Source organism: Acinetobacter guillouiae CIP 63.46 (assembly GCF_000368145.1).
GTDB lineage: Bacteria > Pseudomonadota > Gammaproteobacteria > Pseudomonadales > Moraxellaceae > Acinetobacter > Acinetobacter guillouiae.
The window spans coordinates 147,555-169,928 of sequence record NZ_KB849284.1 but is presented as its reverse complement, the minus strand read 5'-3'; the positions used below and the strand labels follow the sequence as shown (position 1 = coordinate 169,928).

Annotated in this window: 15 protein-coding genes, 2 tRNA genes and 3 rRNA genes; 14 read left to right on the top strand and 6 right to left on the bottom strand. The window is 40.0% G+C overall.

The features are described 5' to 3' along the window. The first annotated feature begins 376 nt into the window (after nt 1–376). From F981_RS16760 to F981_RS16735, 6 genes are all read left to right on the top strand, one after another. Nucleotides 377–1,915 (top strand): 16S ribosomal RNA (locus F981_RS16760). 59 nt (nt 1,916–1,974) lie between these two features. After that, nucleotides 1,975–2,051 (top strand) — tRNA-Ile (locus tag F981_RS16755). Nucleotides 2,052–2,095: 44 nt separating this feature from the next. Then, nucleotides 2,096–2,171 (top strand) — tRNA-Ala (locus tag F981_RS16750). Nucleotides 2,172–2,508: 337 nt separating this feature from the next. After that, a 23S ribosomal RNA gene (locus tag F981_RS16745) occupies nt 2,509–5,399 on the top strand. 235 nt (nt 5,400–5,634) lie between these two features. After that, nucleotides 5,635–5,749: ribosomal RNA gene (gene rrf, locus F981_RS16740) — 5S ribosomal RNA — on the top strand. Together the 16S, 23S and 5S rRNA genes with 2 tRNA genes alongside form the textbook arrangement of a ribosomal RNA operon. Nucleotides 5,750–5,934: 185 nt before the next feature. Next, on the top strand, nt 5,935–6,246 hold the full coding sequence (locus F981_RS16735) for an ankyrin repeat domain-containing protein (protein WP_004723570.1): 312 nt from the start codon (nt 5,935–5,937) through the stop codon (nt 6,244–6,246). Between the two features lie 266 nt (nt 6,247–6,512). On the opposite strand, the gene F981_RS16730 is transcribed toward F981_RS16735, so the two are convergent. Genes F981_RS16730 through tssH form a run of 6 tightly spaced genes read right to left on the bottom strand, consistent with a single transcriptional unit; the run spans nt 6,513 to nt 14,082 of the window. Beyond that, the gene (locus F981_RS16730; protein WP_004723569.1) at nt 6,513–7,496 is read right to left on the bottom strand and encodes a M15 family metallopeptidase; all 984 of its coding nucleotides are present in this window, start codon (nt 7,494–7,496) and stop codon (nt 6,513–6,515) included. Then, nucleotides 7,493–8,089, bottom strand: coding sequence for a hypothetical protein (locus tag F981_RS16725; protein WP_004723568.1), 597 nt, complete (start codon nt 8,087–8,089; stop codon nt 7,493–7,495). Before F981_RS16725 ends, F981_RS16730 begins: the two co-directional genes overlap by 4 nt. 11 nt (nt 8,090–8,100) lie before the next feature. Further along, nucleotides 8,101–8,901, bottom strand: a complete 801-nt coding sequence (gene icmH / locus F981_RS16720) for a type IVB secretion system protein IcmH/DotU (RefSeq protein WP_004723567.1) — start codon at nt 8,899–8,901, stop codon at nt 8,101–8,103. Nucleotides 8,902–8,915: 14 nt separating this feature from the next. Continuing rightward, nucleotides 8,916–10,280 carry a type VI secretion system baseplate subunit TssK gene (tssK, locus tag F981_RS16715; protein WP_004723566.1) on the bottom strand — a complete coding sequence of 455 codons (1,365 nt, stop codon included), beginning with the start codon at nt 10,278–10,280 and terminating at the stop codon, nt 8,916–8,918. Nucleotides 10,281–10,286: 6 nt separating this feature from the next. Continuing rightward, complete coding sequence (tssA, locus tag F981_RS16710) at nt 10,287–11,390, bottom strand: type VI secretion system protein TssA (RefSeq protein ID WP_004723563.1); 1,104 nt, start codon at nt 11,388–11,390, stop codon at nt 10,287–10,289. A gap of 19 nt (nt 11,391–11,409) precedes the next feature. Continuing rightward, nucleotides 11,410–14,082, bottom strand: a complete 2,673-nt coding sequence (tssH, locus tag F981_RS16705) for a type VI secretion system ATPase TssH (protein WP_004723562.1) — start codon at nt 14,080–14,082, stop codon at nt 11,410–11,412. Between the two features lie 365 nt (nt 14,083–14,447). Between tssH and F981_RS16700 the strand changes: the two genes are divergently transcribed. The 8 genes from F981_RS16700 to F981_RS16665 all read left to right on the top strand — a co-directional run bounded on the left by F981_RS16700 (nt 14,448) and on the right by F981_RS16665 (nt 22,366). Next, nucleotides 14,448–15,092, top strand: a complete 645-nt coding sequence (locus F981_RS16700) for a hypothetical protein (RefSeq protein ID WP_004723561.1) — start codon at nt 14,448–14,450, stop codon at nt 15,090–15,092. A 29-nt stretch (nt 15,093–15,121) separates the two neighbouring features. After that, nucleotides 15,122–15,631, top strand: coding sequence for a type VI secretion system contractile sheath small subunit (tssB, locus tag F981_RS16695; RefSeq protein ID WP_004723560.1), 510 nt, complete (start codon nt 15,122–15,124; stop codon nt 15,629–15,631). After that, a complete protein-coding gene (tssC, locus tag F981_RS16690; RefSeq protein WP_004723559.1) occupies nt 15,624–17,105 on the top strand; it encodes a type VI secretion system contractile sheath large subunit in 1,482 nt (493 codons plus the stop codon). The genes tssB and tssC overlap by 8 nt, the downstream gene beginning before the upstream one ends. Before the next feature lie 46 nt (nt 17,106–17,151). Next, the gene (locus tag F981_RS16685) at nt 17,152–17,655 is read left to right on the top strand and encodes an Hcp family type VI secretion system effector (RefSeq protein WP_004723558.1); all 504 of its coding nucleotides are present in this window, start codon (nt 17,152–17,154) and stop codon (nt 17,653–17,655) included. A 63-nt stretch (nt 17,656–17,718) separates the two neighbouring features. Then, on the top strand, nt 17,719–18,192 hold the full coding sequence (gene tssE / locus F981_RS16680; RefSeq protein WP_004723556.1) for a type VI secretion system baseplate subunit TssE: 474 nt from the start codon (nt 17,719–17,721) through the stop codon (nt 18,190–18,192). 17 nt (nt 18,193–18,209) lie between these two features. Beyond that, the gene (gene tssF / locus F981_RS16675) at nt 18,210–20,018 is read left to right on the top strand and encodes a type VI secretion system baseplate subunit TssF (RefSeq protein WP_004723555.1); all 1,809 of its coding nucleotides are present in this window, start codon (nt 18,210–18,212) and stop codon (nt 20,016–20,018) included. Further along, nucleotides 19,982–20,974, top strand: a complete 993-nt coding sequence (tssG, locus tag F981_RS16670) for a type VI secretion system baseplate subunit TssG (RefSeq protein ID WP_004723554.1) — start codon at nt 19,982–19,984, stop codon at nt 20,972–20,974. Before tssF ends, tssG begins: the two co-directional genes overlap by 37 nt. Beyond that, entirely contained in the window at nt 20,975–22,366 is a 1,392-nt protein-coding gene (locus F981_RS16665) for a hypothetical protein (protein WP_004723553.1), read from the top strand. Nucleotides 22,367–22,374: the final 8 nt, after the last annotated feature.

Genomic DNA, 22,374 nt, shown 5'->3' with positions numbered 1-22,374 from the left:
GAATGCTGTAGAATGCACATCCATCGGCGGTGATGTTAAATAAAACTTCTGATAAATCAGGCACTTGATTAAGTTGTTAAGATTTCGAATTGAGATTTTAAGATGAGGTTAGGGTTGGGTTTGTTAGAAAAAATAATTAACATTATTGATTGACTTTTTAGAGATAGAGAGTAGTATAGCCGACCTAGCTTGATGCTGACGAAGCATTGAGAAGATCATTAAGAGAATATGAAGAACAACTTGTGTGGATTTTTACTGATTGATTGATCGAAATATTATCATTGATTGATTGGTTTAAATTACTCGAAGTTTATTTGAGAGAATTTGTCAGTACATTGATGAGCCAGAATTGTGACCTTAAGTCACTAATGATTTTTAACTGAAGAGTTTGATCATGGCTCAGATTGAACGCTGGCGGCAGGCTTAACACATGCAAGTCGAGCGGGGGAGATTGCTTCGGTAATTGACCTAGCGGCGGACGGGTGAGTAATACTTAGGAATCTGCCTATTAATGGGGGACAACATCTCGAAAGGGATGCTAATACCGCATACGCCCTACGGGGGAAAGCAGGGGATCACTTGTGACCTTGCGTTAATAGATGAGCCTAAGTCGGATTAGCTAGTTGGTGGGGTAAAGGCCTACCAAGGCGACGATCTGTAGCGGGTCTGAGAGGATGATCCGCCACACTGGGACTGAGACACGGCCCAGACTCCTACGGGAGGCAGCAGTGGGGAATATTGGACAATGGGGGGAACCCTGATCCAGCCATGCCGCGTGTGTGAAGAAGGCCTTATGGTTGTAAAGCACTTTAAGCGAGGAGGAGGCTCTCTTGGTTAATACCCAAGATGAGTGGACGTTACTCGCAGAATAAGCACCGGCTAACTCTGTGCCAGCAGCCGCGGTAATACAGAGGGTGCGAGCGTTAATCGGATTTACTGGGCGTAAAGCGTGCGTAGGCGGCTTTTTAAGTCGGATGTGAAATCCCCGAGCTTAACTTGGGAATTGCATTCGATACTGGGAAGCTAGAGTATGGGAGAGGATGGTAGAATTCCAGGTGTAGCGGTGAAATGCGTAGAGATCTGGAGGAATACCGATGGCGAAGGCAGCCATCTGGCCTAATACTGACGCTGAGGTACGAAAGCATGGGGAGCAAACAGGATTAGATACCCTGGTAGTCCATGCCGTAAACGATGTCTACTAGCCGTTGGGGCCTTTGAGGCTTTAGTGGCGCAGCTAACGCGATAAGTAGACCGCCTGGGGAGTACGGTCGCAAGACTAAAACTCAAATGAATTGACGGGGGCCCGCACAAGCGGTGGAGCATGTGGTTTAATTCGATGCAACGCGAAGAACCTTACCTGGTCTTGACATAGTAAGAACTTTCCAGAGATGGATTGGTGCCTTCGGGAACTTACATACAGGTGCTGCATGGCTGTCGTCAGCTCGTGTCGTGAGATGTTGGGTTAAGTCCCGCAACGAGCGCAACCCTTTTCCTTATTTGCCAGCACTTCGGGTGGGAACTTTAAGGATACTGCCAGTGACAAACTGGAGGAAGGCGGGGACGACGTCAAGTCATCATGGCCCTTACGACCAGGGCTACACACGTGCTACAATGGTCGGTACAAAGGGTTGCTACCTAGCGATAGGATGCTAATCTCAAAAAGCCGATCGTAGTCCGGATTGGAGTCTGCAACTCGACTCCATGAAGTCGGAATCGCTAGTAATCGCGGATCAGAATGCCGCGGTGAATACGTTCCCGGGCCTTGTACACACCGCCCGTCACACCATGGGAGTTTGTTGCACCAGAAGTAGGTAGTCTAACCGTAAGGAGGACGCTTACCACGGTGTGGCCGATGACTGGGGTGAAGTCGTAACAAGGTAGCCGTAGGGGAACCTGCGGCTGGATCACCTCCTTAACGAAAGATTGACGATTGGTAAGAATCCACAACAAGTTGTTCTTCATTGATGTATCTGAGGGTCTGTAGCTCAGTTGGTTAGAGCACACGCTTGATAAGCGTGGGGTCACAAGTTCAAGTCTTGTCAGACCCACCAAGTCTACTGAACACAGAAGAGCAGATATATTAAGATCTTAAGCTGGGGACTTAGCTTAGTTGGTAGAGCGCCTGCTTTGCACGCAGGAGGTCAACGGTTCGACTCCGTTAGTCTCCACCACTAATTAAAGACTAAGTGATTACAGAACTTAGTAAGCAGATAGCTTATTAAGTTCTGTGATTTATCACAGTTAACTACTCGCTGACGAGGCGGTAGTGAATCATTAACAGAATATATTTGAGTTGAAATAATTGTTTAAACTCGTTTTAGTTGATATTAGCAAGTAATTGTTAATGTTGAATGAAATGAGCACTAGCGATAAAACTGAATCAAGCGTTTTGGTATATGAATTAAATTGAAGCTGTATAGTGATTAAGTTCACAGGCAACAAATAGAAGTGATTAAGTTCACATTGTTGATCCTCCTTGTAGGGATTAACGACTGTTTGGGGTTGTATAGTCAAGTAATTAAGTGCATGTGGTGGATGCCTTGGCAGTCAGAGGCGATGAAAGACGTAATAGCCTGCGATAAGCTTCGGGGAGGCGGCAAATATCCTGTGATCCGGAGATTTCTGAATGGGGAAACCCACTTACCATAAGGTAGGTATCGCATGATGAATACATAGTCATGCGAGGCGAACGAGGGGAAGTGAAACATCTCAGTACCCTTAGGAAAAGAAATCAATTGAGATTCCCTCAGTAGCGGCGAGCGAACGGGGATCAGCCCATTAAGTTATATGTGTTTTAGCGGAAAGCTCTGGGAAGTGCTACCGTAGAGGGTGATAGTCCCGTACACGAAAGGGCACATATAATGATGACGAGTAGGGCGAGGCACGTGAAACCTTGTCTGAATATGGGGGGACCATCCTCCAAGGCTAAATACTCCTGACTGACCGATAGTGAACCAGTACCGTGAGGGAAAGGCGAAAAGAACCCCTGTGAGGGGAGTGAAATAGATCCTGAAACCGCATGCATACAAGCAGTGGGAGCCAACTTGTTTGGTGACTGCGTACCTTTTGTATAATGGGTCAGCGACTTATATTCAGTAGCAAGGTTAACCGTATAGGGGAGCCGTAGAGAAATCGAGTCTTAATAGGGCGTTTAGTTGCTGGGTATAGACCCGAAACCGGGTGATCTATCCATGAGCAGGTTGAAGGTTGGGTAACACTAACTGGAGGACCGAACCCACTGTCGTTGAAAAGCCAGGGGATGACTTGTGGATAGGGGTGAAAGGCTAATCAAACTCGGTGATAGCTGGTTCTCCCCGAAAGCTATTTAGGTAGCGCCTCGGACGAATACCATAGGGGGTAGAGCACTGTTTCGGCTAGGGGGTCATCCCGACTTACCAAACCGATGCAAACTCCGAATACCTATGAGTACTATCCGGGAGACAGACTGCGGGTGCTAACGTCCGTAGTCAAGAGGAAAACAATCCAGACCGCCAGCTAAGGCCCCCAAATTATAGTTAAGTGGGAAACGATGTGGGAAGGCATAGACAGCTAGGAGGTTGGCTTAGAAGCAGCCACCCTTTAAAGAAAGCGTAATAGCTCACTAGTCGAGTCGGCCTGCGCGGAAGATGTAACGGGGCTAAAACTATATGCCGAAGCTGCGGATGTATACTATGTATACGTGGTAGGGGAGCGTTCTGTAAGCCGATGAAGGTGTATTGAGAAGTATGCTGGAGGTATCAGAAGTGCGAATGCTGACGTGAGTAACGACAATACGAGTGAAAAACCCGCACGCTGAAAGACCAAGGGTTCCAGTCCAACGTTAATCGGGGCTGGGTGAGTCGACCCCTAAGGCGAGGCCGAGAGGCGTAGTCGATGGGAAATTGGTTAATATTCCAATACTTCTGTGTAATGCGATGAGAGGACGGAGAAAGTTAAGTCAGCCTGGCGTTGGTTGTCCAGGTGGAAGGCAGTAGGCATGCATCTTAGGCAAATCCGGGGTGCTCTATGCTGAGAGCTGATAGCAAGCTAGTTTACTAGCGAAGTGGCTGATACTATGCTTCCAGGAAAAGTCTCTAAGCTTCAGTTACACAGGAATCGTACCCTAAACCGACACAGGTGGTCAGGTCGAGTAGACCAAAGCGCTTGAGAGAACTCTGCTGAAGGAACTAGGCAAAATGGTACCGTAACTTCGGGAGAAGGTACGCTGCTGACGGTGATAGGACTTGCTCCTTGAGCTATTGGCAGCCACAGAAACCAGGCCCCTGCAACTGTTTATTAAAAACATAGCACTCTGCAAACACGAAAGTGGACGTATAGGGTGTGATGCCTGCCCGGTGCTGGAAGGTTAATTGATGGGGTTAGCGTAAGCGAAGCTCTTGATCGAAGCCCCAGTAAACGGCGGCCGTAACTATAACGGTCCTAAGGTAGCGAAATTCCTTGTCGGGTAAGTTCCGACCTGCACGAATGGCATAATGATGGGGGCGCTGTCTCCAGCAGAGACTCAGTGAAATCGAAATCGCCGTGAAGATGCGGTGTACCCGCGGCTAGACGGAAAGACCCCGTGAACCTTTACTGCAGCTTGACATTGAACTTTGATCTTACTTGTGTAGGATAGGTGGGAGGCTTTGAAGTAGTGACGCCAGTTGCTATGGAGCCATCCTTGAAATACCACCCTGGTAATATTGAGGTTCTAACTCTGTCCCGTTATCCGGGACGAGGACCATGTCTGGTGGGTAGTTTGACTGGGGCGGTCTCCTCCTAAAGAGTAACGGAGGAGTACGAAGGTGCGCTCAGCGTGGTCGGAAATCACGCGTAGAGTATAAAGGCAAAAGCGCGCTTAACTGCGAGACCCACAAGTCGAGCAGGTACGAAAGTAGGTCTTAGTGATCCGGTGGTTCTGTATGGAAGGGCCATCGCTCAACGGATAAAAGGTACTCTGGGGATAACAGGCTGATACCGCCCAAGAGTTCATATCGACGGCGGTGTTTGGCACCTCGATGTCGGCTCATCTCATCCTGGGGCTGAAGCAGGTCCCAAGGGTATGGCTGTTCGCCATTTAAAGAGGTACGCGAGCTGGGTTTAGAACGTCGTGAGACAGTTCGGTCCCTATCTACCGTGGGCGTTGGAAATTTGAGAGGATCTGCTCCTAGTACGAGAGGACCAGAGTGGACGAACCTCTGGTGTACCGGTTGTGACGCCAGTCGCATCGCCGGGTAGCTATGTTCGGAAGGGATAACCGCTGAAAGCATCTAAGCGGGAAGCCTACCTCAAGATAAGATTTCCCTAGGACTTTATGTCCTCTAAAGAGCCGTTGAAGACTACGACGTTGATAGGTTGGATGTGGAAGTGCGGTGACGCATGAAGCTGACCAATACTAATTGCTCGTGAGGCTTGACTATACAACACCCAAGCAGTTGTATATGAAGCATCATTTGATTCATAAAAGATCAAACATACTTGATTTAGTTATAAAGCTAGTTACATGAGCGAGGAATAAACAAACATTAATTATGTTTGTCCGAGCGCAAGACATTAAGCTATGCTTTATGTTAAAATCAACTCAAATGTTCTGTTAAACTCATTTGGTACGAAGTAAGGCATTTAAATAAGACCCGAACAAGTCCATAACAGTTTGCTGGCGACAATAGCAAGAGTGAACCACCTGATCCCTTCCCGAACTCAGAAGTGAAACCTCTTAGCGCTGATGGTAGTGTGGGGTTACCCATGTGAGAGTAAGTCATCGCCAGCTTTTAAATCTAAAACACCCCGATCTTTAACGAGATTGGGGTGTTTTTTTATGCGCGGTGTTTATTAGCGAAATGAAATAGATCTAGTTATATTAAGCTAATTGATCACTGAATTCATTGAATAATGAACTGTTGACCTTTAAAATTTTTAGCTAAATAATAATTGAACAAAAATTTGGTATTTCTTATGAAACTTAACTCATTCTCACCGCTTCCTAATAATGATGAAGAATTACATCTTCCTGAACTGGTATATGCTGCATCTTTAGGAGAGTTTGAACAGGTCGAACAACTATTATCACAAGGTGTTGATGTCAATCAAACTGATGATGAAGGCTATAGTGCGCTACAAGCTGCGGCGGAAAATGATCATTTAGATATCGTTAAATTATTGATTTCTAAAGGCGCAAACAAAGACTATAAAAGCCAATTTACCGCATTAGAGCTCGCAGAAATGGCTGAAAATCAACAGATTATTACGTATTTAAAGGGTTTATAGATTCTCAAACAATATGATGTGAATCAGATATTCTATAGATATAAAAAGAAAACCCCATCATCCTGATGGGGTTTTCTTCGTATTGGTGTGTTAGATCTGACTCCTGTCGAATCTCACGTTCCTGATGCTCAGACGCTTTATTGTTGTTTTATGTCTGGGAAACTTCCTGTTCCCTATAACTATAGAATATAAGACTGTGCTTTGATCGTATAGATGACAATCGCTGTGATTGCTGTAAGCATTTTCCTACACAGACAACATGGCTATTAATTTACATCAATATTATTTGCCATAAGTCCTTTGCCTTGTGCTTCAGCAATCAAGCGTTCAGCAGATTCACGGTTTTTACGCAGTCCTGGCATACGGAACTCAGTATGACCATAGTCGTGAATGCGTGTCCAACGTCCACCCCATGTTAAACCTACAGATTCAGCAACAACCCCATACAATTGATAACCTTTCCATGCCCAAGGATCTCGTTCAGAAATAACAACTTTACCATCTCGTTTAAAGGCAACATCGGCTGCTAAACCAAATTGATGATAACTTTGATAGGCTTTGGCTAAAGTCGTGGCTGTATTGCCAGATAAACGAGTTTGACGCTCTGGACTACGATAACCTTCTAAAAGCACCATTTCATAACCATGGCGCTCTTTCATGATTTTAAAGACCATCAGTAAACGCTGCTTATAACTTGGATGCATTTTGTCCCATTTACGGTCAACCATTGCTGTATCGAAGCTGCTACGTTGATCTCCAACCCCTTCATTATCAATAGCTGATGGATTTACACTCGGGAATTGATGATTTGGAACAGGGTTGTCTCTTTCTAATATTTGTGCTTGAACAATCGCAGCATCAATTAAGCTTTCATCCACTGCAGGAGGAGGGGTTAAAACTTCACCATTTAATAGTGCATAAATTTGTGGGTCAGTTTTTCTTAAATATTCTGCTTCAACCTTTGTCGGATCAATTGGTCGTGTAAATGCAAAAACAAGAATGCTGGAAAGTAAAAAGAAACCCGCAATCAAAATCCACCATTGCTGTAAATGCCAATGGGTTTGGGTCTGATTGGCTGAGGCTGCTTGATTCATTTGTTCTGCAAAGTGCTTTGCAGAAGCCAGCTTTCTCTTACCTTGCGGTAAAAGTGCTTTAAGGTAGTCTAAGGTTTTATGTCTAATTTCATAAGACATCAGAAAAGTTAGACCAAGCACCAAAAAGATAAAGCAAATGACAACAAACAAAATCATGGTTTGTTTTCTATGACTTTACGGTCTATCGTCATTTTCACTGTACCTTCAGGGGAAGCTTCTTGCGCTTCCTCTTTTTTAGGTGCGGCTTCTTTTTCAGTAGGTTTAGCAGCAACTTCTGGCTTTGCTTCTACTTTAGCTTTTGGTACTGGTTTTGCGGTTATTGCAGCTTGTGGTCTGGTTGCAGCTGGCGGTGGCACTGCTGGTTTCGCCTCCGGTTTTAGCATTTGTTCAAACGGTGAGGCATTCGGATTTGGGTTTTTCTGAGCAGCAACCTTATTTTCATGTTTAAAAATCTGATTGAAATCTTTTTCATTGATATGCTGCTTATATGCACCAGCATTTTCATCATGATGATTGGTTGCTGCTTCTTCAGCATGCACGTCACGTAGCTCAGGTTCTTGTGTTGCAACCGAATCTGTATTGGTACTGGCACTTTCTGTTGGGTTCATATTGATAAAAACAAAAAAGAAAATAGCAGAAATAACCATCCCAGCAATTAAACCAAGTAGAAAAACAAATGATTTCCCCAATGTTTTTTTAGCGGGTTTACTTTGTAATATACGAATAGATGTTTGTTTTTCTTGTGTCATAATTCAACCTGTCAAGGCAATTGAATAGTGATATGTGCTTGTTCAGCAGGTGCAGAAATCACATTATTAAATTTCGCAATAGAAGCATTTTCCGTCTTATTCAACATGAATTTTAGGCCAGCGAAAGCCAGTACAGCAAATAACAACAGGAAAATTAAAATCCAAACAAAGGGTAATTCTTTATGAATAATATTTTTGATTTGATCTGGTAAAGCCGCAAAAGGAGAAAAGGCAGTCTTTTTGCCTTTTAAATAATCGATTTCATCACCGACTCGTGCCACAAGATGATTTAAACTTTCAATCGATTCAATACGATACTTACCTTGGAAACCAAGCAATAAGCAATAGTGAAAAACTTCGAGTGAAGCCAATCTTTCTTTACCACGAGCACGAATCAGTTCGAGAAACTCAAAGAATCGATAACCTGCAAGTTGTGAACCAAATAAAGTTAATTGAAGTGGACTGATTAACCAATGATTTTGCAGGTTAAAGAATGATGGATCTTGTTGAGTAACAATGGTTTCATCAATTAGGGCACAATATGCATATTTTGCATCATGGATATCTTCAGGAGAAAACTGCAGTTTTTTTGCTTGATGTTCAAAACGATTTAACAAGTCTAAAATTTTGTCTTTAAAGCCGTTTGCATTTTCTGGCACATACTGATTCTTCAATAAGAAAACAATATAAAATCCGTCATGTAGAAGGTCGACTAAATTGGTTGCTTGTGTGATTTTGGATTGTTGCGGTAAAGAACCTCCACCGATTTGTCCATCATCAAACAGTGAGGGGGCAATATTATTCTGGCTCATGACATACTCCTCGCTTAACCATTCATCACTGCAATTAATTCAATACTGATATCTGGGAAACCTGCAGGGACATAAATACAGATGGTTTCAGAATCAAGCATACGTTGATACATTTCATGATGTGGTTCAATTTCAAAATAATTCACACCAGAACGCACCGGGATAGCAGTTGGAATTTGGACTAAATGATGAATTGGGATTGCAGGAAGTGCCGCAACAACACGTTGTTCAACATCGACAGTATTCCCGACTTTGAAACGCAGTGGGACAATTTGAATCAGTTCATGGGTTTGCATCATGCTACTAGAAACAGCGATATAAAGTCTTGATTCTTTGGTGATTTTATCTGTTTCTAAGCTTCCGACCCAATAAGATGGGCGAATTTCTTTTAGCGCAATACTGATATAACGACTTGAAATAATCGTATCGAGCAATTCGCGTAAAATTTTATCAAGCTGACTAAAGCTATCTTGCAAGTTATGATGTTGATATTGTGGCAAATGTTCAACTTCATATGCGGTAGAGAATGTCAGCAATGAACCCGTTAAACGCAGAAGTTCAAAAAATAGTTTTTCAGGGTGAATCTGCGGATTTTGTAACAGATGATTCAAGGTCGCATGAGCAGTATTTAGTGCATTGACCAACCAGAATGAAACAATATCACCCGATCTAAATTCAATGAGCTTTTGTTCATTTTCACGATTATTGGTTTGAATCATTTTAATTTTGGCACGAACAACGTTCAATGTTCGCTTCAAATTTGCCAATAAGGTTTCATTTGACTGAATATGTAAAATTGGTGGAATATATTTTGAATCAATCTCAAAATTCCCTGAACTATGACGTCGAATTTTTCCGATAGCAAGATATAAAAAACCATCTAAATCTTGATTTGGATCTGCTTGAACATCAAAAAGTTTAAATTCAGTTCGGCGTCGAAGAAATGTAATTTCAGCAGGGGATGCATCAGTAAAAAGATCGTGAGTTTCATTCAAATATGAATGGTAGCGAGCAGGTTGTTTATCCTGTTCATCAGAGATGTTCTTTTTATTCGGTTGTAAAATAGGCAATGCTAAGTAGATTAACATTTCCCCACGCAAGTTCAGTTCATCCAATAAAATTGGTTGTGGTAACAGATCTTTGGCCGGCGCTTGGTAAATTTCACCATCCTGCCAAATCATATCGATTTGCTCTAAAGCAAGCACATGTGTGCCCAGTTGTGTTTCGTCAAATCGAAGATTTTTAATTCCATAAGGATAAGGAATCGTTGAACGAATGGTGTGGTTAAGTCGTTGTTCTTGATACGTATCTTGTAATTGGAAGTGTTGTGGTCTTAAAAATAAACCTTCACCCCAAAGAACTTTTTCTGCTTTAAACATAGATGATTACCATTCAGAAGATTCATTATTTTGGTTTACGCCCAATAATTCTTGAATAGAATCAAGGGGATTATCATTTTTAATGACTTGAGTTAACCATTCATGTAAAGGCATTTGGCTCCATTTAATTGTTTTTTGCAGCATATAACTCACAGGACTATGCGGCTCATTGGTTTGAAAGTAATCGGCAATCTCTTGTAAAACCCGCATTGCCTGTTCACGGTTTTGTAAATGGCTTTGTGGTTGAGGTTGAAATGTTTGCGCTTGTGGAATTGGAGCTGAATGCGTTGTTTCTGTTACTGGCATTGTCATTTGAGCTGGGGTATCTTCAACTGCAGCTGTATTGGTGTTGTTTCCAAATGAGTCTGCTTTATAGATTTTTTTCAGGTTCATTTGAATATTTTCAAACTGTGAATCGATACTCGCAAAACTTGGTGCTTCCAGCTCCATTAATGCATCTAATGTTTGTTTGATAATATTCCAATGCTGCAAAATTTCTTGAAATTGCTGATAATTTTGATACTGAAAAGTCCGTGAGGTGTTGAATAGCGCCTGATTGAATTGATCTAATTCTAAGGACGCTTCTACACTGTCAGAATCTTCGGCTTGCTTACGACGATTATTCTGTAGATGTAAGAATTTTTCGTATTGGGCAAGTGAATAAAACGGTTGAATGTTGATGAGCGGAACATTCTTTACCAAGCTCGGTAATTGGGTGGTAAAACCTTGCAGTAAGCCTAAGCGTTGATCTAAGTCGTCATCTTCAATTTCAGGATGAATCTTTAACCAGAACTGTTCTAAAACACGGTGACTCAGTTCCAGTCCTTTAATTAAGCCTTCAAAGCCATAGAGGTTTGTCCAAGCTTCTGTAAGCCAGGTTAATAAACGAATATCTTTGGTTTTTTGCGTGAGTAATTGGATTGATTTTTCTGCAACAAATGACCAGTCGGCTTGCTTTGGCTCAGAAATCCAATCACCTTGGTCTAATAAAGGATCATCATGGGTACGTGCTTTTTTGATTTCGTGAAACTCATTGGAAAAAGATAAATCTTCTCCACACGGATGAGCATCAGAAATAGGCTCTAATAAGACGTCTAAATTTATATCCATTTTCTATACTCGTATATATTTAAGCTTCCACAACTTTTGACTTTTTGCTCGACTTTTTCTTTGCTGGCTTCGCTTGTGGATCTAATAGGTAAATGATTTCATCATCTTTAGTATCAATATGAATGACTTTTGGTATTTTTTGTTCAGCCAAAGCCACCAATATTTCAGTGGCCAAAGCAGGTAACACTGAGGCATTTAAAATGTTATCAACATTACGTGCGCCACTATCAACTTCAGTACAACGACTTAGAATTAATTCGATTAAATCATCGCTATATGTCACTTTGGTTTCATACTGCTTTTCGAGTCGTGCTGTAATTTTTCCTAGTTTATGCTCAATAATTCTGACTAATAGATCATCATGTAATGGGAAGTAAGGGACAATTCGCATACGGCCTAAGAATGCTGGCTTAAATTGTTTGTATAAGCTTGGTTTGAGTTGTTCAGTCAGCTCTTCAGCACTTGGCCATTCTTCGACAGGTTGATTTAAGCATGCCTGCATGATGGCATTTGAGCCCGTGTTTGACGTCAGTAATATCGTGGTGTTTTTAAAATCAATCACACGACCTTCACCATCTTCGAGCGTACCTTTGTCAAAAACTTGGTAGAACAGTTCTTGGACATCGCTGTGTGCTTTTTCAATCTCGTCTAATAACACAACGCTATACGGATTACGTCGAACGGCTTCAGTCAAAACACCGCCTTGACCATACCCGACATATCCTGGAGGCGCACCTTTAAGCGAAGAAACCGTATGCGCCTCTTGGTATTCAGACATATTGATGGTGATTAAATGTGACTCACCACCATAAAGTTCATTGGCAAGTGCTAAGGCAGTTTCTGTTTTACCCACACCACTTGGACCGACAAGCATGAAAACACCCTGTGGTTTATTTGGGTCTTCTAAACGTGCTTTTGATGTTTTAATACCTTGAACCAACTGATGTAGGGCATAATCTTGTCCCATCACACGTTTTTCAAGTTTTTCTTCCAGACTGAGAATTTGCTTAATTTCATCATTGACCATTTTACCAACAGGAATACCCGTCCAGTCTGAAATAATTTCATTAATAATTTGGGCATTTACACGTTCAAAGACCAGTGGTTGCTGACCTTGTAGCTCAGATAGCTGCGTACGTGTACTGAGAATCTCATCTTTGTTGGAATCAGCCTGTTCAGCAGTTTCTAATGTTTGGATTTTTTGAATCAGTGCCAATTCAGCTTGCCATTGTTGTTCTGTTTGCTGAATTTCTTGATCAAGCAATTCCAATGATGATGTTAATTGAGCTAAACGTTCTTCATGAATTGGCTGGTGACGGTGTTCATTTTCAATAATATTGAATTCAAGATTTAAATTATGTTGTTGTGCTTTAAGTTGATCGAGTTTGACCGGTTGAGCATTTTGGGTTAGCGCAACACGAGCCGCAGCGGTGTCAAGCACACTAATGGCTTTATCTGGGAGTTGGCGGCCACTAATATAACGATGTGAAGAATGAACAGCGGTGATAATCGCTTCATCATCAATGCGTAAATTAAAGTGATTGGCCATCACTGGAATCATGGCACGTAGCATATCGATCGCGACTTCTTCAGTCGGTTCTTCTACTTTGACCACTTGGAAACGACGACTTAAAGCAGCATCTTTTTCAAAATATTGTTTGTATTCAGCCCAAGTTGTTGCTGCAATTGTGCGTAATTCACCGCGCGCAAGTGCAGGTTTTAATAAGTTCGCAGCATCATTTTGCCCAGCTTGGCCGCCCGCACCAATCATGGTGTGAGCTTCATCAATAAACAAAATAATTGGATGAGAAGACTGTTGTACTTCTTGAATCACTTGTTTTAAGCGGTTTTCAAACTCACCTTTAACACTTGCACCCGCTTGTAACAGGCCCATATCCAAAGAGTGTAATTGGACATTTTTTAACGCATCGGGCACTTGGTTCTGTGAAATTTTTAATGCCAGACCTTCTACAACAGCCGTTTTTCCCACACCAGGTTCACCCGTTAAAATAGGGTTGTTTTGACGACGACGCATCAAGATATCAAGCATTAAACGGATTTCATATTCACGACCAATGACTGGATCAATCCCACCTTTTTGGGCTTTTTCAGTCAAATTAATGGTGAACTGATCTAATGCAGGTGTCTTTTTGCTCGAAGCGGAATTGTCTGTTGGCTGATTCTTAAGTTCAGCTTCTTGTTCTTGAGAATTTGTTGGAATATTTTCGGCGCTGTTTACACAAATTTCCAAAAATTTATGCTTCATCGTATCGATTGGAAACAGATCAAATAAGCTCGATGCTCGAATAGCAATTTGGTAAAGATCAGATGCTGTTAAAAGTGCAATTAATAAATGACCGCTTCGGATCACTGGGTCTGGTTCAGCCGAAGCAAGTAACCAAGCTTGTTCAAGAAGTCTAACAATTGATTTGGAAAAAATAGGTGTACGGGTATTTCCTTTAGGAAGTTGAGAAATACACTCTAATAAATCCGTTAAAAGTGCATCTTTTGAAATTTTGTATTTATTAAGTAGAAGTTCAAGATCATTGGATTGTTGTTCTAATAATTTGACAAAAAAATGTTCGATTTCGATTTCAAAATTTTGATGGTTTACACATAAGTTGGCGGATTGTTCTAAAGATGTACGTGAAGATGCTGATAACTTTTTAATCAAAACTTTTAGATCTGTCATTTTCTGTCTCTCTCAAAAAACTTTATTTCTAGGCAAATAAATTCTAAATTTTCTAGCCTATAAATTTGGCATTAAAATTAGTATATTGAAATCAAATATTTAATAATTTTTTAAAAATCACTGGAAATATTTTACATAAAAAAAAACTTTTGTGAAGACAGGATATTATGTATATTATGCAACCAATTAAAAAAGTCATTTTTATCAAACGGTTAAAATATTGATACGAAATTTAACTTGACGAGGGTACGTTTTTTTAGTCTTATTTTTAAGTCTTTAACGAAATTGCTTAATTATACATATTTATAAAACATCAAAAGTAAATCTATTGAATAACTGAATCAAGTAAATATTGAGGTTGGATTTTGAAGAATTTTATTCCATATATTTTAGTTCTTGGCGCATCATTGGCGACTACATTTGTCTACGCGGATGATGAAATCAAACTAAAAAGATCCTGTATAAAAGATTACCCAATGGTCGAGGGAGAAACCAATCCTGAGTTGTTGGCGGTCTATTCACAATTGTGTGATAAGAAAAATAAAGACAATAAAAACAAACTGTTGGTCTCAGCGGCAGAGAAGTTTCAGCAAATTGGAAAAAATGATAAAGCCATCCAAATTGTCAATTATTTAGAAACGCAAAACATCCAAAGCAATGAATTAACGGATGTCAAATTCCTTGCAGGAATTGGCTTAGCTTCTGACGCATTGAATAAAATGCGCACACGTGAAATGAGATATTTGACTGAGGATAAAACCTATCCTGTTGCGAAAAGTTTTACTGACGCAGTTAGACAAGCAATGCCAGCAGCAGTTTTGGTTGAAAAAAATCAGGAAAGTGCCCCAGTTGTAGAGCGTGCTCGTCCACAGAAGGTAAGTCGCCCTCAGAAGAACCGTGCTACACCAACACGCTCAACGCCTGCTGCAAAACCAGCGACAAAGCCTACTGCGACGCCAGCGAAACCGAAGTCTACGTCATCAGCACCAAGACCGAACTTCCCAACATAATTTATTGCCCAAATTAATGGATAACAAAAATGTCAAAACGTGAAAGTGTACAGAAGAAATTACAGCGAATCCGACCACCACGTGTTCAACTGACTTATGATGTTGAAGTCGGTGATGGTAAAGAAATTAAAGAGTTACCTTTTGTTGTCGGTGTTTTAGGTGACTTTTCTGCTGCTTCTGAGTTAGAAAAAACCAAATTAAAAGATAAAAAATTCATCAATGTCGACTTAGAAAACATTGATGAAGTGATGGAGTCGTTGTCTCCACGTGCCGCATATCAAGTTGAAAATACGCTGACTGAAGAGGGTGGGCGTATGTCGGTCGACTTAACCTTTAAATCGATGGAAGATTTCAGACCAGAACAAGTGGTACAACAAGTAGAACCATTGAGAAAATTAGTTGAAGCTCGTGAACGCTTAACGGATTTGAGAAATAAGATTTCAAATAGTGAGCGTTTGGAAGATTTACTTGATGAAGTCTTACAAAATACTGATCAGATTCGTAAATTAAGCGCTGAGGCGGGTCCTGAAAATGAGTAATTTACAAACCAATACTGTGCAAGATGCAGACGTAGAAGAAGTAAGTTTACTTGATTCTATCGTGGAGCGTAGCCGAATTGCACGTAATGACGAAGAGCATGACCGTGCGAAAAGCTTGATTGGTGAATTAGCCAAAGAAGTGATGGCAGGAACAATCACTGTTTCAGAAAATATGTCTTTATCGATTGATAAGCGTATTGCTGAAATAGATGCGTTGATTTCAAAGCAGCTCAGTAAAATCATGCACAATGAGCAGTTTCAGAAAATTGAATCGACTTGGCGTGGTTTGTATTACTTCTGTCAGGAGTCACCTTCAAATCCATTGATCAAAATTCGTATGTTAAACACAACGAAAAAAGAATTGGTCAAAGATTTCCAAGGTGCGACAGATTTCGATCAAAGTACTTTGTTTAAAAAAGTTTATGAAGAAGAATACGGTTCATTCGGTGGTGCACCTTATGCAACATTGATCGGTGACTTTGAGTTTGACCGTACTCCTTCAGACATGTATCTGTTAGAACAGATTTCACATGTTGCAGCAGCGGCACATGCTCCGTTTATTTCGGCAGCAAGCAGTAATATGTTAGGCCTTGAATCATTTACAGATATTGATCGTCCTCGTGACGTTTCAAAAGTATTTGAAACAGCAGAATATGTACAGTGGCGTTCTTTCCGTGAAAGCGACGACGCTCGTTATGTTGCGTTGACAATGCCACGCGTTTTAGGCCGTTTGCCTTATGATCCAAAAGAAGGTTGGGCGACTGAAGGCTTTAACTTTGTGGAAGAAGTTTCAGGGCAAAACCATGATGAATATTTGTGGATGAATGCAGCTTATGCGTTTGGTACTCGTTTGACCAATGCATTTGACCTCCATGGTTGGTGTGCTGCGATTCGCGGAGTTGAAGGTGGTGGTATGGTCGAAGGCTTACCAGTACATACTTTCAAAACCAATGATGGTGAAGTTGTATTTAAGTGCCCAACTGAAATTGCGATCACTGACCGTCGTGAGAAAGAGTTGAGTGACTTAGGTTTTATTCCACTTGTTCATTGTAAAAATACAGATTACGCAGCATTTTTTGGTGCACAGTCTACGCAAAAACCGAAGAAGTATGACAGTGATACGGCAAATGCGAACTCATCATTATCTAGCCAGATCCAATACATCATGGCAGTTTCACGAATTGCACATTATTTAAAAGCAATGATGCGAGATAAAGTCGGAAGCTTTGCTTCAGCGGGTAATGTAGAAGCATTTTTAAATGAATGGCTATCACAATACGTATTGCTTGATGATGGTGCTTCACAAGAAGCTAAAGCGCAGTATCCATTGCGTGAAGCTTCTGTAAAAGTTGTAGAGAATCCTGCAGAGCCAGGGCACTACAAGTCTGTGGTCTTCTTAAGACCGCATTTCCAGCTAGATGAGTTGTCGGTTTCTTTGCGACTTGTCACTGAGTTACCTCAGTCCTCGAATTAAAATAGAGCGTGGCTAAATAATAACTTTAAAAAATAAGGGTAATCCAATGAAAGATATATACGTTCAATTCCAAGGTAAGTACAAGGTTGATGGCGAGTCACGTGATTCTGAGCACAAAAATTGGCTAGAAGTTAATTCTTGGTCTCATAATATTCGTCAGCCGAAATCTGCGACTTCTTCAAGCGTTGGTGGTCATACTGCTGAACGTGTAGAACACTCAGATATGCTTTTTGTTAAAGATTTGGATGCAACTAGTCCAAAACTTTGGGAAGCTTGTTCTGCGGGTTATACATTTGATGAAGTTCAAATTGACTTCTACCGTGCAAATGGTGACAAACGTATTAAGTACCTTCAAATCAAACTTAAGCATGTACTTGTTTCAAGTGTAACGCCTACGGTAAATGAAGAAGGTGTTCCAACTGAAGCATTTGGTCTTAAATATGCTGCGGTTGAGTGGACTTATAATCAACAAGATATTAACGGTTCTGCTAAAGGTGCCGTTACTAAGAAATGGTCTCTTTCTAACAATACAGCATCTTACGCTGCTTAATTGTTTGTTGGAACAGATAGGGACTCGGGTCCCTATCTGTTTCATATTATTAGAATATACATTATGAATTTAGATCAACTATACCCATATGGATTTCGATCTACACTATTTGATCGTTTAATTGTTGAAGATGATTATATTAAAGGGCTTTCGATTCATGAGTTAAGAGAGTCTGTTGCTCATGATTTAGAAGATTTATTAAATACACGAATTGCCAAGCTAGATCTGGAAATCGATGATTTTCCTTTAGTGAAAAAGTCTATTGTACAATTTGGCATTATTGATTTTGTTGGGCTTTCAACAGCGAATCCAACCGATCGAGATACCATCTGCCAGTCTATAGAACAATCGATTGCTGCACATGAACCACGCTTAAAACAAATTAAAGTAGAAATGCAGTTAGATGACCAAAATGTTGGTTCGTTATGCCTAAGCATTCAAGCTTATTTAAATATCCACCCACTTTATGAACCTGTAATTTTTGATGCCTTACTTAAGCCAACAACACAGCAATATGTGATTTCTGCCAGATCTTAAAATAAAGTAGGTATGTCGTGATAGAAGAACTTTTACCGTATTATGAAAAGCAATTACAAGAATTTGGACAGCAGTCGCGTGCCTTTGCAGATAAATACCCAAAAATTGCACAACGATTATCTTTAAATCAAGAACAAATTGATGATCCACATATTGAACGCCTGATACAGGCATTTTCTTTAATTGCCGCACGTATTGATAAAAAGTTAGCTGATAGTTACGACATCTTTACACGTTCTTTATTTGAGGTGATGTTTCCTCAATATTTACGCCATTTCCCGGCGTGTTCAGTTGTGAGTTTTGAAGACTTAAACAAGCAAAAACAATTGACAGATGTTCATATTATTCCCAAAGGGACCACTTTAAAATCGAGAAGTTTCAAAGGTGTCCAATGTGAGTTTAATACCAGTGCTGAAGTTAAATTACTGCCGATCCAACTGGAAAGCCTGAGTTTCCAAACCAATCCTAGCGCACATATTCATTTAAACCAAAATGCGACATTAAATTTAAAATTTGAGTTATTAAACCCTGCTAAAAATTGGTTGAAAAATGAAAAGCTCCCCATTTATTTGGATGCGATTTCAAACTTTCCTTTGCAAGTTCTAGATCATATCTTTCATAAAGAGACCAGTTTTAGTCTTCGTATCAATCATAAAGTTGTGGCGATAAAAAATCCGTTTGAAGTGATGGGTTTTGATGAAAATGAAAGTTTATTGCCGGTTGATCAACATACCCATCATGCTTACCGATTATTAATCGAATATTTCTGCTTTCCTGAAAAGTTTAGTTATTTAAATTTGAATTTAGATTTTTTAAAATTATTAAAAGAAGAAAATCTAAGTTTTGAAGTGCAGATCCATTTAAAACTGAATTTAAATGACCAAGCCATTATTCGCAATTATTCAGAATTGAATGTGGCAAATTTTAAGTTATTTACCAGCCCAGTCGTCAATTTGTTTGAGAAACAAGCTGAGCCACAAAAAATCAATCATAAAAACTTAGAATATCCTTTGATGACAGATGCACATCATCCTGAGTTCTATCAAGTGTATTCAATCGTTGAAATGAATTTGATCCGTGAAAAAAGCAACCAAGATCAAGTGGTTTATCCGATTTTACCTTTCTTTGCCATGAGTCATTATCACGGTGATGATATTCAGTTTTTTTATGCATTAAATCCAACCGTTTTACAAAATCAATATGTCGAAACGGGCTATTCGATTATTTCTAAACAATTAGAACCGCACAGTATTAAGTCTGATTTTGTCAGTTGTAAATTGTTATGTTCCAATCGTGAATTACCGCACGAAGCTTTGGGTCAGTCAAATAATGTCTTGAATTTGAATGACAGTACCGTTGCTCGTCGTGCATTGGTGTTAAAAAGACCTACTGCACCGTTCCAATTTGAAAAAAATAAGAATGAACAATGGCGTATTATTTCGCATCTTTCATTAAATACTTTAGCGTTAATGAAAGGTGATGCTGTCAGCCATATTAAAGAATTATTAGAGCTTTATAACCTACCAAAATCTAAAGAAAATCATTTAATTATTGATGCAATTAAAAACATTGAGTTTGAAATCACCAATAAACTGGTTGAAGCCAAACCCTTTCCAATGTTTGTACGTGGGGTGAAGGTTTTAATGGATGTAGATGTCCAAGTCTTTAGAGGGCATAGCTTATATATTTTCAGCGAATTGATCAGTCATATCTTTAACTTAAAAGTACAGATGAACAGTTTTGTTGACGTTTTTGTTCGAGATTTAAATACAAAACAGGAGTTATACCAATGCGTACAGAACGTTGGTGGCAAGAAGCTTCTGTAATTGATGAGCTTTTTAAAACCCCTACAGCTTTTGAATTTATCCAATCCACACGATTATTTAGACATGCGCCCAATACTGCTGTTTTAAAGAATTGGTCTGACGATTTTCTTTTTGAAAGTTCATTAAATTTGAACTTCCCAAAACATGAAATTGAATTACTCGAACAACAAGATGAAAAAATTCATCTTACCAATTTGATTGTCGGTTTAACTGGTATGCAAGGCGCAATGCCGTATACCTATACCAATAAAGTGAAACAAGCACCGCGTAAACAGCGTGTTGAAGTTCAAAAGTTTTTAGGCTTATTTAATCATAAGCTTACAGCTCAATTTGTTGAAGCCAGTTTAAGTTATAACCTGCCTGTACGTTATGAGGTTGAGAAAGAAAATAATTACTTAGAAATCCTGCATGCATTAAATGGTTATATTCGGACACAACATCAACAGAGTGATTTAGACGATTATTTTGCTGAATTTTCTGGGCTGATGCAGGGGCAAAACAATACAGCCCATGCACTAAAGACAATGCTGACCTGCGTATTCAATCAACACGTTGAAGTCAAAGAATATATTACCGAAAAGTTTAAACTCGGCGATGAACAGAAAACTACATTGGGAGGCAAGCAACCCTTTTTGTTAGGTGTAAATACTTTTTGTGGAGAAACGATTCGACAAATTGATGGAAAAATTGAGATTCAAATTGGACCATTGAGCCATGCACAGTATTTAGAATTTTTACCCAAGAAAAAATTGAGTAAGAAGTTAAAGAAAATTCTGCAAAGTTGGTGTAGTCCCACCTTACTTGTCGATCTACGTTTAGTCTTGGCAAAAGAGGAAGTCCAGCCTTTACAACTGAGTTCAACAACACAAATCGGTTTGGCACAAGGTGCTTTTGTGATGCCAAAAACTCAAAGTGACAATGATGAAACCTGTTATGCACTGATTGGAGTGTCATAAGTGATCAAAATAATTTTAGGAACTTTAGTCAGCACAATATTACTGGTTTCGGTAATCGTGGTGTTTTATTGGCGTGATATTAAATATGACCCAAATGGGCAAGATTTTCTGATTTTCTTTGGGGTGATTCCAGTAGCGATTACTTTGTTAATTCTAAGCCCAATGTTGATCAAAAAGATTTATCAAAGCCGCCAAGAGAAGAAAGAACAACAAAGAATTGAGGCAGAACAATATTCAGAACAACAACAAACCACTGAAGCTAAAGTTGAAGAAAAAATTGAATGGGTAGACTTGAAAGTTTATTCAGCGACAAGTTTAAGTGCCTTAGGCGAAAATGAAGCACAGCTTGATCAGCTTCAAGATGTGGCAAGTCCTGAACTTGATTCGCAATTGGTCAATGGTTATGGCTTACCGATTCTTTCATTCCGTGTTCAAGAGATTGAAGAACCGTTAGAGGATGAGGCATCTAGTCTTTCCAGTCGTCAAAAGCGTATAAGTGCATTAATTCAGCAGCAATTAGAACAGAATACTGAAACTTTATATCAAATTGCAGAGCACCTAAAAAACTCAGCACTCTTTTATGATGCGAAACTTGCACATGAATATCGTATGCATCCTGCTTGGATTGACCCGCATCGTGACTATGAGGATGAGCCGATAGAACAACAGGTCGCAGAAGCAGTACCGCGACTTAATCGTTTGAATATTCATATTATTTTGCCAGAAAATTTATTCCATAGCTGGGATGAAAGTTCAGCTTCAGAATTGGTTCATCATTACCTTACTGAACTGGGCATTCTCGATCAGCAATTTGGCACTGAATATCATTATTGGGGTGAAACAACTGCGTATAAAGACTGGATTAAGTTGCTGAAAAGAACCCAACTTCTGGATTCTGAGGCATCACTGTTTATTGCAGTAGATTCAGAAATTGATCAAGAAACCATAGATGATCGGACGTGGATGACTGAAAAATATATTCCATCTGAGTATATCAGTACCTGTTGTATGACAAATACTCAGGTCGAATTGCAAAATTTACAAGCAATAAAGTATATTCGAATTGCTTTAAATTCTGATCAGGCATCTAAAACATTAAAAGAGTTGAATTTAGACCAAGCAGAACAGTTTGATCAAGAACAGCCCTTTGTCTTGGTCTTAGACGACCCAGCAGAGATCAAGCTGTTAAAGAAACTTGAACAAAACTTTGCCGAAACAGCGATTGAAGCGCATCATTATCTTTATAGTAAAAATAGCCTAGGCCATACCCAACCCTTAGCCAAAGTTTTTGGTTTTATGTTGAGTTTGCACTTTAAAGATGAGTTGTACGGTTATGTTTATAGTGCTGAACATCAGCAAACCCAAGTGCTTGTTGGGACTGAGTTTGCATAGAACTTACA

Bases quoted from the DNA above. Each gene is read 5' to 3' on its own strand.
- icmH (WP_004723567.1), bottom strand. From the start codon at position 8,901: ATGAGCCAGAATAATATTGCCCCCTCACTGTTTGATGATGGACAAATC.
- tssK (WP_004723566.1), bottom strand. From the start codon at position 10,280: ATGTTTAAAGCAGAAAAAGTTCTTTGGGGTGAAGGTTTATTTTTAAGA.
- tssB (WP_004723560.1), top strand. From the start codon at position 15,122: ATGTCAAAACGTGAAAGTGTACAGAAGAAATTACAGCGAATCCGACCA.
- F981_RS16725 (WP_004723568.1), bottom strand. From the start codon at position 8,089: ATGACACAAGAAAAACAAACATCTATTCGTATATTACAAAGTAAACCC.
- tssE (WP_004723556.1), top strand. From the start codon at position 17,719: ATGAATTTAGATCAACTATACCCATATGGATTTCGATCTACACTATTT.
- tssA (WP_004723563.1), bottom strand. From the start codon at position 11,390: ATGGATATAAATTTAGACGTCTTATTAGAGCCTATTTCTGATGCTCAT.
- tssG (WP_004723554.1), top strand. From the start codon at position 19,982: ATGCGTACAGAACGTTGGTGGCAAGAAGCTTCTGTAATTGATGAGCTT.
- tssC (WP_004723559.1), top strand. From the start codon at position 15,624: ATGAGTAATTTACAAACCAATACTGTGCAAGATGCAGACGTAGAAGAA.
- F981_RS16730 (WP_004723569.1), bottom strand. From the start codon at position 7,496: ATGATTTTGTTTGTTGTCATTTGCTTTATCTTTTTGGTGCTTGGTCTA.
- F981_RS16735 (WP_004723570.1), top strand. From the start codon at position 5,935: ATGAAACTTAACTCATTCTCACCGCTTCCTAATAATGATGAAGAATTA.
- tssH (WP_004723562.1), bottom strand. From the start codon at position 14,082: ATGACAGATCTAAAAGTTTTGATTAAAAAGTTATCAGCATCTTCACGT.
- F981_RS16685 (WP_004723558.1), top strand. From the start codon at position 17,152: ATGAAAGATATATACGTTCAATTCCAAGGTAAGTACAAGGTTGATGGC.